This is a genomic window from Flammeovirga agarivorans (genome assembly GCF_012641475.1).
GTDB lineage: Bacteria > Bacteroidota > Bacteroidia > Cytophagales > Flammeovirgaceae > Flammeovirga > Flammeovirga agarivorans.
Window position 1 is genome coordinate 25815 of sequence record NZ_JABAIL010000004.1, and the last position, 12415, is coordinate 38229.

Genomic DNA, 12415 nt, shown 5'->3' on the forward strand with positions numbered 1-12415 from the left:
ATAAGTGATATTTTAACATTTTTATAAACACTTGAAAACTAAATAAATAATTACTGTTCTTTAATGTTGTTATAAAAAAGCGGTGTAATTAAGTGTAAAAAATGATATTTAAGTCAATGAAAATCATCATTGTATATTAAAATATTCTCTTATTTTTACTATATAAAATTTACTGTTTTACAAATAAGATATTATTATGAAAGTCGCTATTTTTGGTACGAAATCATACGATAAAGAATTTTTTAAGCTAGAAGGAGTTAGCACTAATCACGAGTTAGTATTTTTTGAATCTAGATTAAGAGTTAAAACTGCTCCATTAGCCAAAGGGTTTGATGCTGTTTGTGTTTTTGTGAATGACGTAGTTGATGCAGAAACTATTAAAATTATTGCTGATTTTGGTGTAAAAGTTATTGCTCTTCGTTGTGCGGGTTTTAACAATGTAGATTTAGAAGAAGCAGAAAAGCATGGTATTGTGATCCTAAGAGTACCTGCTTATTCACCATATGCGGTTGCGGAGCACACTTTAGCATTAATTCTTACTTTAAATAGAAAGACACATAAAGCATACAACAGAGTAAGAGAGGGTAACTTCTCATTAGACCGTTTAACTGGCTTCGATATTCATGGAAAAACTGTAGGTATTATTGGTACCGGTAAAATTGGGCAGATTTTCGCAAATATCATGACAGGTTTAGGTTGTAAGGTGGTAGGCTTCGATTTATATCCTAACAAAGAATTAGAAAAGAATGGAACACTAAAATATGTTTCATTAAATGAGTTACTTGATCAATCGGATATTATTTCATTACATTGTCCATTAACTCCTCAAACACACCATATCATTAATGATCACACGATTTGGAGAATGAAGAAAGGAGCGATGTTGATCAATACTTCAAGAGGTAGACTGATTGATACAGAAGCAGCAATTAGAGCATTATCAAAAGGTCATTTAGGTTACCTTGGCATTGATGTTTATGAGCAAGAAGAAAAACTATTCTTCAGAGACTTGTCAGAGACATTAATCAGAGATGAGAAAATGATGAATCTAATGGCATTCCCTAACGTATTGGTAACAGGTCACCAAGCTTTCTTTACAGATACAGCGTTAACTCAAATTGCAAGAGTAACATTAGGTAACTTAACTGCCTATGAAAATGGAGAAGAATTAGTAAACAGAGTGGGCACAGAAGCTATTAAAGCATAGTTCATTCTAAATATAGAAAAAAGGGTCGCTTCAAATATTATGAAGCGACCCTTTTGTTATTTATCTGCACATAGCTGATCATAAACGTAAACATGCTCTGCAAAATCTTTCCACTGAAATTTTTCGCCAGCATAATATTTATTGAAGACTTCAGGACATTTATCAAATATCACCTTCTGGGCTTCTTTTTTATACTTTTTCTTTTCCATTAAGACCGCTCTATTAGATCCTGTATCACAAACCAAATATGATTTATCAATACCGCCAGTTACTTTAACTCCGGCAACTCCAATACCTCCTGTTTGTTTTGCATTGGGATCTTTGTAAACCTTCACAACATGATCAAAACCTGGATTTAGTAATTGCATAAGAGCAAACTTATTTTTCTTCCCAGGTAGTATAGCTTGTTCATAATATACATGGCTTTGGTCGACTACATCAGCAAAATCTCTACCTGCTAATTCTTTGATTGAGCCAGCAGTCATAGATTGCTCAAACTTAAATAGATCTTTTGGAACGACAGCAAACTGTTTAATGTCTTCCGCCTTGAATTTCATCTTTTCTCCATCACTTGTTTTCATCGTTACCGTTTTTAAGATATTATTTGTCAGTGATGCAGAAGTTACTTTACCCTCTATTTTAGTACCATCATTTTTTATGACATAGGCAGACTTTGCGGAGACCATTCCTGATACAGAAAGTGCAGGGACAAAGGATTGCCCAAAGGAAAATTGAGAGAAAAGGAGAAGGATTATAGATAATAATTTTTTCATGATGTTGTAAATCAATGGATTGTAAAGGTTTTGTTTCAATATATTGATATCATGGAAAAAATTATTCTATAATAAATGAAAATCATTAAACAATTCTCCAAATTCATCGTATCTTAATATTATCGAAAACTATTTAGAGGATTATGAAAAGAAAACAGGCAACTACATTAGTAACAGCAATCGCGGCAGGTGCAGCATTAACTACTGGTATTGTAATTAAGACCAGAGAATACATGAAGAAAAAGCGCCTAGACGAGAGCGATTATCTTTACCCATACATTGACTATATCAAAGAAAAAATTAAGTCGGGTAAAGAAACAATTATTATTACTCCCGAAGATTCTCCTTTTAAGTTTATCACTTTAACGGTTAAAGATGCCGGGAAAAAGAAATTGATTATTGCAGACTACGAAGGTATTGCGTTAGGTAGAGGTAGAAAAGATTTATTGAAATTCAAAAACAATAAGTTGAAGTTTATCAAGCCTATCAACGAGTATGCTATGTAGTAAAAAATAGTATATCAAAAAAGCCATCACAATTTAGTTTGTGATGGCTTTTTTATTAGAAAATAAGACCAACATTAAAACTCATAAATTGAAAGTTAAATGGTGGCTTATCTCCAAATACATGGTGATATTCGATATTAGCGAATACATTTACCTTATCAAATATTTTTGTAATGACGCCAACTTCAGGAGAAATACCAAAATTCCATTCTTCTAAAGTAGCAGTCTGTCTATTATCTTGAGTCTGTCTGAGGAGGGAGAAGTATAAATCTCTAGTCATATAGTAAGAGGCTCCACTGATCCCAATATATGGTTCGAAAAACTTTCCTTTTCTAAAATGATAATTGATACCGAATGTCGTAGGCACAATTCTTAAGTTTTTCACATCACTACTAATAATGCCAGAATCTATCTCTCTATTAAAATCTGAACGAGCAGACATTTGAAATCCAGCACTGATACTTGCAGAGAAATTGGATTTCTTGATAAAAGTTCTCCATTCAATATTAACCCCATTGAGGTCAAGCACTTGTTCATCACCAACAGCTTTTGTATTGGTATAGCTTACCATAAAATTACTTTGTGCTTGTAATAGCGTATTTATGGTGAAGAAAAGAAAAAGTGAAATGATATATTTAATACCTTGATTGATCATTTATAGTTATAGTGAATAGGTTGCAGGATTTATATTTAGTTGTCACAAAGATAAGTAGAGAAATTCAATAAATTTAACTTAAATAAGATTTTATTGTATTAAATGGTTTTAAAAGTCATTTTTTGAATGAAAACTGAACTATTTTGAACAAACACAAAACCTATTTTGACCATTTCCATAAGATATTGATACAAAATTGTTTCTGAAAATCTATTTGTTGTATGTTATAATTCAATTTAACAAATAATAAGGATGCAGATGAGTATGATAATTTTCAATAAGTAAATTTGTAAGAATACCGAAGCATTTAATATTAATTGTGAACAACAACCAACTTTTTCTTGAGATGAGAAGAATTTTGACTACTTTATTTTGCATCATCTTTTATACATTACCAGGATTTGGACAAAATATATCCGGTATTGTGTTAGATGCAGAATCAAACGAACTACTGCCTTTTGTAAATATCGCATGGGTAAAAGGAGATAGCATATATGCAGTGACTACTACCGATTTTGATGGTAAATTTTCAATGTCTGCAAAAGGCTACGATGAATATACTTTAAGGTTTGTCTTTACAGGCTATAAGCCTTACCAAAGGATAATATCTGTTACTGATGAATTGGACATTTCATTGGGTAAAGTCTTATTAGAATCGAATATTACGGAACTAGAAGGGGTTACCGTAACCGCCGAACGAGAAAACGTAAACATGACAGCCAACGGCATGAGTTTTAATGTTGATGATGACGGTGGAACAGATATGGAGGATATTATTTCAGGTATGCCTTCTGTAACGATTGATGAAAATGGAGAAGTAACATCAAATGGCGAAACCGTCGTTATTCTAGTCAATGGTGAAGAATCGGATTTGGAGAATCCATTGGAGGAGATCCCCATGCAAATGATCGATAGGGTGGAATTGCTAAATAATCCACCAGCTGAATATACTTCTGCAAGTTCTGCTATCAATATTATTTTGAAAGAAAATGTAAAGTTGGGTAACCATGCAAGAGTACAAATTCAAGGTGGTATACCAGAACAATACAAAGGTAATGTTAATGTATCGAGGTCTAATGATCGTTGGGCAACAACACTAAACCTAAGCTACCAGAACATAGAAACACCAACATCCAGAGAAAGTAGTCGTTTAAATTACGATAAAAATTATAGAGAAGCAGTTCGAGATGACGTAACAAAGCAAACAAACTATAACGTCAATTGGATTACTTCTTATGCTCTTTCTGCAAATGATAAGCTGAAATTACTTCTTACTTGGCAGCAAAGAGAACATGAATTACAAGGAGATGAAGTAGAATATTTAGAAAATACAGACGTAGATAATCTTAACCCTAGGATCAACTATAGGTCTATTTATAACGATAGAACTACTCATAAGCTGCAAGCACAGCTAAATTATGATAAGCACTTTATGCAGGAAGGTAGAAAACTTCTTTTTAGAGCAAGGTGGTCTATGGACTCTTTCGATCAATACAATAGTAATGGAACGAATACTTACAATGTAGATAAGGATTCGTGGAGCTATAATGATACGAGAATTACAGAAAGAGAAAGACCTGCACAAAACTACTTTGCATCTTTAAAATATATCCACCCTTTTAATGAACGAAGTACTTTAACAACAGGTTTTAGAAACTATACCAAAGTTCAAAAAACGAATGAAAAGTATTACAATATCACATCAGAAGGCGATCAGGAAGAGAGAGGTAGAGGTTCTCAGAATACCGACTACCTAAATCAAAAGTTCTCAGGGTATGCTTCTTGGAATTATAAGTTTTACAATGATGTATCTTTCAATGTAGGAGCGGTTGTTGAAAATTCTATCGTTACTTCAGAAGTGGCCGCACCTGATACACTTTTTGATACGAATAATTCATTTTTAGTGATCAATCCAAATGCAAGTTTGAATAAGAAGTTCAATGAGAATTGGATGGGAAATATCTCTTACTCATTTAGAATGAACACCCCTTCTGAATACAAGATGAACCCTCTAGTAAATGATAATAACCCTTTATTTATAAGTTTTGGTAACCCTAATTTGGGGTTGGAGAAGTTTCAGAAATTGTCGTTGAATGTTACCAATCAGCAAGATAAGGTGTCGACAAGGTTAGGGCTGTTTTATCGAAATATTATGGATGGGGTTGAAAGGGTTTATCAGACAAAAGGGGATACTATTATTTCCACCTTTGATAATGTCGTTGATAAGCATACCATTGGAACAAGTATGTATATACATTGGCATGTTGCAAAAAATCAATCTATCATTCTTTCTGGAAACCTATACCAAGACATTTATAACCAAAGAGTAGATGAAAGATTACCGTTATCGGCTTGGGTTTATAATGCAAAAATGACTTATAAAGCTAAATTCTTTACACATTATCGATTTAGAATTGTAGGGTATTATGTTTCTCAGAAAATTGAGTACAATGGTAATTTAGTACCGGCCAGTGGTGTTGATGTCAATGTATCCCGATATGTTGCAAAACGAAAAGGTAAAATATGGGTAAGTGCTCAAGATATTTTTCAAACTAGAAGATATTATCGAGAGACCTATTCACCTCAATTTGAGAGTGAGTATGATTTAGATTTACCGTCTCAGGTAAGGTTAGGTTTTAGTTGGTCTTTCTATTCGATATAAAAAAGAAAAGTCATCCTATTCGATTCAGATAGGATGACTTTTTTTATTTATGCCAATTGTTGTTGAGGACTACTCACTAAAGAAGCTTTTATATTTTTCTTTAATGACCCTTCAGTTATAAATTGGTCAATAATGTCACTCACATCAGTATGAAGACTTTCACTTTTAGATGTGTTGATGATCACTTCAGAATTTTCTGGTAGCTCATCTAGTATTTTTTTGATTTTAGCCTTATTTAAAAAGGATACTTGTTGTGATAGTTCAATATTAATCGGTCCTTGATCGATAGTATTGGCTTGAAAATCTACGGCCACAGGCTTCTGTATAGAATTATAGACAATTTCAATTACCGAGACAATTAAGCCCAAAGCGATACCTTCCAATAAATCGGTAAATACTACACCGACTACAGTTATAATAAAAGGTAAGAAAGTAGTCCAGCCTTTTGAATACATCATCTTGAAGTTTTCAGGCTTTGCTAATTTGTAACCTACTTGAAGCAAAATCGCAGCTAAACAAGCTAATGGAATAAAATCTAATATTTCTGGGATCGCAAGAACACAGATAAATAGTAAAATACCATGCGAAATTGCCGATAACTTAGATGTTCCTCCAGAGTTGACATTCACAGATGATCTCACAATTACTTGTGTAATTGGTAATCCTCCAATCATACCAGAAATGATATTACCTGTTCCTTGTGCAATTAACTCTCGGTTAGTTGGTGTATTTCTTTTCTGTGGATCTAATTTATCTGCCGCTTCTACCGATAGCAAAGTTTCTAAAGAAGCAACAATAGCCATCGTAAATGCAATTGTATATACTTTAGGATTAGATACTGCAGAAAAATCGGGGAAGTGGAACGTAGCGACAAATTCATCCCAATTATGAATCACTGGAATCTGAACAAGTTGGTCAGTCATTAATCCCCATTCTTGGTTACCTTGAGTAAGCAGGTAATACCCAATACCAAAACCAACTACAATTAATGGAGCAGGAATCTGAGCAACAATTTTGTTTCTTTTCATAAAGGGTTTGTCCCAAATAATAAGAATAAACAAAGAAGCTGCACAAACAAGGATAGCACCAAATGTAATGTTTGATAAGGATAAGGTCAGTTCATGTTCTGGACCGATATACCCTAAAGCATTAGGAACTTGTTGTATTAGGATGTTTACCCCAATACCAGTGAGCATACCCTTAATGACAGATGTAGGGAAGTAGTATCCAATTACCCCTGCTTTTAAAAAGCCAAGTACAATCTGAATAGCACCAGCTAATACAACAGTACATAAGAAGGCCTCGAACGAATGAAGGTCATCAATGGCATGGAAAACAATAACCGCAAGACCAGCGGCAGGGCCACTTACACCAATTGCAGACCCACTAAAGGATGCGACAACAACACCTCCAACTATTCCAGAGATGATACCCGATAATAATGGAGCCCCAGATGCTAGAGCAATTCCAAGACATAGTGGTAGGGCGACTAGAAACACCACTATACTTGCAGGAAAGTCTTTGTTGATGTTACTAAATAAAGTATTGGTTTTCATTGTAGTAGTTAATAATAGACAAATAATTAAATAAGTAAATTGTATGTAATTCACTACAAATAAAGAGTCTATTATTAACCATCACAATGACCTTTTTTCTATTTTTAGTCTCTTAACTTAATAAGTTTAATATTAAACATAAATTATTATTTTATTGAATAGTATCTGAAATTATTAATGTTATGATTCTTTTGTGTTTTTAATGTTTGATGTGAAATCAAATTCTAGCTTGGTATTTATACAATTCATGGTAGCGCCCTTTTTTATCGATAAGTTCTTGGTGTGTACCTCTTTCAATAATTTCTCCTTGATTCATAACAAGGATCTGATCAGCCTTTTGAATAGTACTTAGTCTATGTGCAATAACGATGGTAGTTCTACCTTTCATTAGAACATTAAGGGACTTTTGAATGAGAGCTTCGCTTTCAGTATCAAGGCTAGAAGTGGCTTCATCTAGAATAATGATTTTTGGATCAGCAATAATGGCTCTGGCGATAGCAATTCTTTGACGTTGCCCTCCAGATAGTTTTACACCTCTTTCTCCTATAACGGTTTGCAAGCCTTCTTCAAATCGATCCGTAAATTCGTCTACATAAGCCGCTTTTACAGCTTTTAATAGTGCATCATTGGTGGCGTCAGGGTTGGAGAATTTGATGTTTTCTTCAATAGTTCCCTCAAATAGGAAATCATCTTGTAAAACAACACCTAAGTGCTTTCTGAAACTAGGTAGGTGTACTTTTCTTAAATCTTGTCCATCTAATGTAATAGTACCAGAAGTAGGGTTAAGGAATGTAGCAATTAAGCTTGCAATGGTTGTTTTACCAGAACCCGATGAACCCACCAAGGCAGTAATAGATCCAGCATTAGCTTTAAATGAAATATTGTGAAGAACATTTTTATTGTCTTCATAAGCAAATTCAATATTATTAAGTTCAATATCTCCTTTAATTTGGTCACTAACTTCTTCTGTCCTTAAAGGGTCATCTGTTTCACTTGCTTCATTCATTATTTCCTCTGTTCTATCTAGACCAGCAAATGCTTCTGTTAATTGGCTTCCGATGTTACTCATCTGAACGATAGGGGCAATCATAAAACCTAAGTATAAAGTGAAGGCTAGGAAATCACCAATGGTTAACTCTCCCTGCATAATTTTATATCCACCAATACCCATAATACCTGTTGATGCTATACCCAGTAAAAAGGTAGACGAACTTGTCATAATTGCCGTACTTGTCAGACTTTTCTTGACGTTTTTAAATAGCTTATCTACACCTTCTTCAAAAATCCTATTTTCTTCTTCTTCAGCATTAAAACCCTTAATAATCCTGACACCATTTAAAGACTCAGTGAGTCTACCTGTTACTTCCGCCTTTATCTTGCCACGTTTTCTGAAAATCGGTCGTATAAATTGAAAGGCTTTCATCGAAATCATCCCAAAAATGGAAACAGGAACGAGAACAAATACAGTCATGGACCAACTGATTTTTATTAGTAATACCAAAGAAATAATAGCTGTAATCGTTCCTCCAATAAGTTGTACCAATCCTGTTCCGACTAAGTTACGGACACCTTCAACATCACTCATTATTCTAGAAACCAGAACTCCAGATTTAGTATTATCAAAATAACTAATTGGTAAAGAGATAACATGTCGTTGTACATTAGCTCTTAAATGGGCAATTAGTCGTTGTGCTTCAACCGAAAGAAGTCGGGTAAGTAAAAAACCTGTGGATGCTTGGAAAAATATGGCAAGGACAACCACCATGACTAACTTTTTGAGCATTTCATAATCTTGATTGGTGATCACATCATCCATTAAATATTTACTTGCTCCCGGTAGAACAAGCCCGCACAAACGGTTAATTATAATTAGAAGTAGTCCTATTAATAGCAACTTTCTTCTTGGCCATACTATTTCTTTAAAGACTTTACTGATTGAAACCTTCTTTTTAGACATGTTGGTTGGGAATTGAAATTTGATTGTAAAATCCGACAGTGTTAATTAAAGCTACCAATTTTATTTCAATAATTTGATACTTTTCGGTATTGAAAAAAAACTTCTTTTTCGACTAATTTTAGATTAATTTTTTACGGAATATAGTGAGAACTAGACTAGCATAGATTTTTTGTGAAAAATAGGAAAAAAATAAGCCTGTTCTTTTTGAACAGGCTTCACAGTAATTGTGTAATCATAGTTAGTATTTGGGTATATTAATGTCTTTAATAATGGGTCTATAAACTTTTGGTTCATTATAAAAGTACAAAAAATTGTAAATGCATGTATCTGTTTACATTGATATTCTTTATTCAATTCAGTGTTTTCATCTAATACTGCAATTTATTGTATGAAATAATAGAAATCACCTATTTTAAATGGTGTTTTTGTTGGAAATAGAATACATTATTCTATCTGCTTGTAGGGTATGTCTATTATCATGTGCAATTAAGAAGTGTAAGGTGTCACCATATTTTAGTCTGATTACTCTACTTATACTTATAGGTATTCTTGGTTTATTTATATTTTTATCAAAAGAGTGCCCTAAAATCTCAAGTAGTTGTGTACATTGTTTTTTTCTAACACTAAGTACTACTCGATCTAGAGTTGTTCCAATTGGATTTTTATCTGAAGGGGCTGACATTTTATTGGAGATACTTCCGCCTTTTGGTTGCATCATATTGGCAAAATAATTTCCAAGCCATCCTCCTTTATAAATATCTTTTGTTTTTTGAGGTGATGTGTTCATCGCTTTCTTTAAATATGGGATATAATAATCTCCATATCTATTTAGATGTTCCATACATTCAAGTATACTCCAACTTTTTTCATCGTATTTAGTATTCAGTTCCTCATCAGATAACTCCATGTACTCATTTACAGAAGTTAGGTTGTCTTCAACGTTTTCAATTAGTTGTTGTAAAAATTGTTCTTGGTTGACTTTCATAGTATTGAGATTTAGTGTTACCCAAAATTCAATAGAATATCGACAAAGAATCTTGATTGAGATCAAGATTTTAGAATTCTACTTAAAGTTTCAGGAGACATGCGTAGGTAGGTAGCTATATATTTTAACGGGACCTCTTGGAAAAGTTGAGGGCTGCGTTCCATGACTCTTCGTATTCTTTCTTTAGGGGAATTGATCAGTAAATCTATTTCTCGCTCACTTTGTTGGCGAATAAGATCAACAAGAAGATATTGTAAACCTTTTTGAAATTCAGGGTGTGTCTCAATAATTTGATCAAAATCTTTCTTTTTAATCACTTTTGCTCTACAAGTTCGAATTGCTTCAATACTTAGGTTAGTAGGAGTTTCATAAAAGAAAGCAGGAATTGCAGCGATAATAGAATTTTTATATCCCAAACGGATAATATATTCTTCTTTATCATGAAATATCACTTGAACTGCACCTTCTATTATCACGAAGACTTCATTTGCAATAGAATTTACTTCTTGTAATAGTTCACCTCTTTTAAAAACTTTCTCTTTAGAAGGGAGCAGATCTGATGTAATGATTTTTTCTAAAAGTTGAGCTTCTTTCATAAGTGAAAGTCTTGTTATACTAAAAAAACGTTTAATTTCGCGATAAGAAAAACGAATCTACACTTTTAAAATTAGCATCTATAAAGTATATCTCAAGAATATATTTATAGTTACTGCGGTTTTTTGTTATCTAACTTATACATCATGTTAAAAAACATAGTACTGACATTCATACTTTTATATTCTACTGGTAATGCATTCTCACAAACGGACTTAGCTTTTGAAGGGTTAATTAATTCTGAATTAGAAGTAAGAGTACGATTTAGTATTGGTGATGATAATAAAGCAGAAGGTTTTTGCATTTATAAATCCACTAATGAAAAAGTGAAATTAGTTGGAGAAAAAGGAAGTGATGGTAAGATCAAACTAATACAGCCTAACGGTGAAAGGTTTGAAGGTAAAGTGATTGCCCAATACATGTTTAAAGGAGAGTACTTCAATAAGGAAAATGTAGACCTTGGTACGTTCTTATTATCAAAGTTAGATGAGTCAGCGGAAAGTGATACAGATTTATTATCTGAACCTGTGGAAGAGAATAGTAAAAAGTCAACGCTTTCTGATGAAGAGATTGATCAGGTATTAAATAGCTATATTAAAGAATTTACTACTTGTTATGCCAAAAGTATTGACCCTCTGAAATGTCGACAAACAACAGCAAAAGCTATTACAGAAATTTATAATATCGATGATTTCAAAGATCCCTATGTAGGAGGTTCTTTTCTAACGATGACAGAAGCTTATGATAAAATCTCTGCGGATAGCCAATGGAAAATGATTGGTGAAGCTAATGCTACCACTTTAACAGAGGCACAAGAATTGGCAAACAAAGGAGAAGTAGTAGTCATAGCTTACCCGTTTAAGGGTTTTATTCAATTAGCCATGATTAGAAGAGGGGAAACTAAAATGTCTTCAAAATGGGGAATGGCGGTTCCAAATGTTGGCATCTTTTTTTATAATGACCCTGAAAAGTCTTCGGCTAGTAAGCCATTGAATTTTATCTGGAGAAGCCCAGAGAATATAGAAATTTGGGTGAAGAAATAGTTTTTTGTCATACTGAACATATTTGATAATTAAGTTGTTGATATTGTATCTCTTAATGGTTATATTCCTATACAATATAAATTAACTTTATCGTCATATGTATTCTAAGAAAGTGAAATTCTACAGACGTCTATTAGAAGCTGTTGAATTAAGTGCAAGAACACCCCAAAGAAAAGAGAAAATCAAGCAGCGTATACAATACATTATGCGCCTAAAACCATTTGATGAGATCTCGAAAGGAGTAGTGTTTGAAACCAAAAGTTCAATATTTGTAGTAGGTACGCAATTACCTGATATGAAAATTAAAGGTAAAAGGGTTGTTGGCCTAACTACAGATTCACCATTGTATAGAATCTTTAAAGGAAAGAAAGATGGTGACCGAGTGTGGTATGGAAATGAAATGGAACAAATTTCTATTTTCTGATAGCGTATTAAATTCATTTTGATTTTTATAATACACGCTCTTTATCAAAAAAT

At 33.1% G+C, this 12415-nt stretch carries 11 protein-coding genes; 5 read left to right on the forward strand and 6 right to left on the reverse strand.

Annotation, left to right across the window (positions count from 1 at the left end):
* Positions 1–196 precede the first annotated feature (196 nt).
* The gene (locus HGP29_RS13120; RefSeq protein ID WP_168882882.1) at positions 197–1207 is read left to right on the forward strand and encodes a 2-hydroxyacid dehydrogenase; all 1011 of its coding nucleotides are present in this window, start codon (positions 197–199) and stop codon (positions 1205–1207) included.
* 56 nt (positions 1208–1263) lie between these two features.
* Here the strand turns inward: HGP29_RS13120 and HGP29_RS13125 are convergent, their stop codons facing one another.
* Complete coding sequence (locus HGP29_RS13125; protein WP_168882883.1) at positions 1264–1980, reverse strand: hypothetical protein; 717 nt, start codon at positions 1978–1980, stop codon at positions 1264–1266.
* 143 nt (positions 1981–2123) lie between these two features.
* Here HGP29_RS13125 and HGP29_RS13130 point away from each other — a divergent pair, with 143 nt between their 5' ends.
* Positions 2124–2486: a hypothetical protein gene (locus tag HGP29_RS13130; protein WP_168882884.1), complete on the forward strand. Its 363-nt coding sequence runs from the start codon at positions 2124–2126 to the stop codon at positions 2484–2486.
* Between the two features lie 55 nt (positions 2487–2541).
* Here HGP29_RS13130 and HGP29_RS13135 read toward each other — a convergent pair whose 3' ends face one another.
* The gene (locus HGP29_RS13135; RefSeq protein ID WP_168882885.1) at positions 2542–3141 is read right to left on the reverse strand and encodes an outer membrane beta-barrel protein; all 600 of its coding nucleotides are present in this window, start codon (positions 3139–3141) and stop codon (positions 2542–2544) included.
* A gap of 346 nt (positions 3142–3487) precedes the next feature.
* Between HGP29_RS13135 and HGP29_RS13140 the strand changes: the two genes are divergently transcribed.
* Entirely contained in the window at positions 3488–5803 is a 2316-nt protein-coding gene (locus tag HGP29_RS13140) for an outer membrane beta-barrel protein (RefSeq protein ID WP_168882886.1), read from the forward strand.
* A gap of 47 nt (positions 5804–5850) precedes the next feature.
* On the opposite strand, the gene HGP29_RS13145 is transcribed toward HGP29_RS13140, so the two are convergent.
* The 4 genes from HGP29_RS13145 to HGP29_RS13160 form a co-directional block, all read right to left on the reverse strand.
* Positions 5851–7359 carry a SulP family inorganic anion transporter gene (locus HGP29_RS13145; protein ID WP_168882887.1) on the reverse strand — a complete coding sequence of 503 codons (1509 nt, stop codon included), beginning with the start codon at positions 7357–7359 and terminating at the stop codon, positions 5851–5853.
* A 217-nt stretch (positions 7360–7576) separates the two neighbouring features.
* Entirely contained in the window at positions 7577–9316 is a 1740-nt protein-coding gene (locus tag HGP29_RS13150; protein WP_168882888.1) for an ABC transporter ATP-binding protein, read from the reverse strand.
* 412 nt (positions 9317–9728) lie between these two features.
* The gene (locus tag HGP29_RS13155; RefSeq protein ID WP_168882889.1) at positions 9729–10301 is read right to left on the reverse strand and encodes a DinB family protein; all 573 of its coding nucleotides are present in this window, start codon (positions 10299–10301) and stop codon (positions 9729–9731) included.
* A 62-nt stretch (positions 10302–10363) separates the two neighbouring features.
* Complete coding sequence (locus tag HGP29_RS13160) at positions 10364–10897, reverse strand: Crp/Fnr family transcriptional regulator (protein ID WP_168882890.1); 534 nt, start codon at positions 10895–10897, stop codon at positions 10364–10366.
* Between the two features lie 144 nt (positions 10898–11041).
* Between HGP29_RS13160 and HGP29_RS13165 the strand changes: the two genes are divergently transcribed.
* Together HGP29_RS13165 and HGP29_RS13170 are read left to right on the forward strand one after the other, a co-directional pair.
* Positions 11042–11938 carry a hypothetical protein gene (locus tag HGP29_RS13165; protein ID WP_168882891.1) on the forward strand — a complete coding sequence of 299 codons (897 nt, stop codon included), beginning with the start codon at positions 11042–11044 and terminating at the stop codon, positions 11936–11938.
* A gap of 97 nt (positions 11939–12035) precedes the next feature.
* Entirely contained in the window at positions 12036–12362 is a 327-nt protein-coding gene (locus tag HGP29_RS13170) for a hypothetical protein (RefSeq protein WP_168882892.1), read from the forward strand.
* Positions 12363–12415 lie beyond the last annotated feature (53 nt).

Coding starts and splice junctions, on each gene's coding strand:
- HGP29_RS13170 (WP_168882892.1), top strand. CDS start 12,036: ATGTATTCTAAGAAAGTGAAATTCTACAGACGTCTATTAGAAGCTGTT.
- HGP29_RS13125 (WP_168882883.1), bottom strand. CDS start 1,980: ATGAAAAAATTATTATCTATAATCCTTCTCCTTTTCTCTCAATTTTCC.
- HGP29_RS13130 (WP_168882884.1), top strand. CDS start 2,124: ATGAAAAGAAAACAGGCAACTACATTAGTAACAGCAATCGCGGCAGGT.
- HGP29_RS13140 (WP_168882886.1), top strand. CDS start 3,488: ATGAGAAGAATTTTGACTACTTTATTTTGCATCATCTTTTATACATTA.
- HGP29_RS13120 (WP_168882882.1), top strand. CDS start 197: ATGAAAGTCGCTATTTTTGGTACGAAATCATACGATAAAGAATTTTTT.
- HGP29_RS13135 (WP_168882885.1), bottom strand. CDS start 3,141: ATGATCAATCAAGGTATTAAATATATCATTTCACTTTTTCTTTTCTTC.
- HGP29_RS13160 (WP_168882890.1), bottom strand. CDS start 10,897: ATGAAAGAAGCTCAACTTTTAGAAAAAATCATTACATCAGATCTGCTC.
- HGP29_RS13165 (WP_168882891.1), top strand. CDS start 11,042: ATGTTAAAAAACATAGTACTGACATTCATACTTTTATATTCTACTGGT.
- HGP29_RS13145 (WP_168882887.1), bottom strand. CDS start 7,359: ATGAAAACCAATACTTTATTTAGTAACATCAACAAAGACTTTCCTGCA.
- HGP29_RS13150 (WP_168882888.1), bottom strand. CDS start 9,316: ATGTCTAAAAAGAAGGTTTCAATCAGTAAAGTCTTTAAAGAAATAGTA.
- HGP29_RS13155 (WP_168882889.1), bottom strand. CDS start 10,301: ATGAAAGTCAACCAAGAACAATTTTTACAACAACTAATTGAAAACGTT.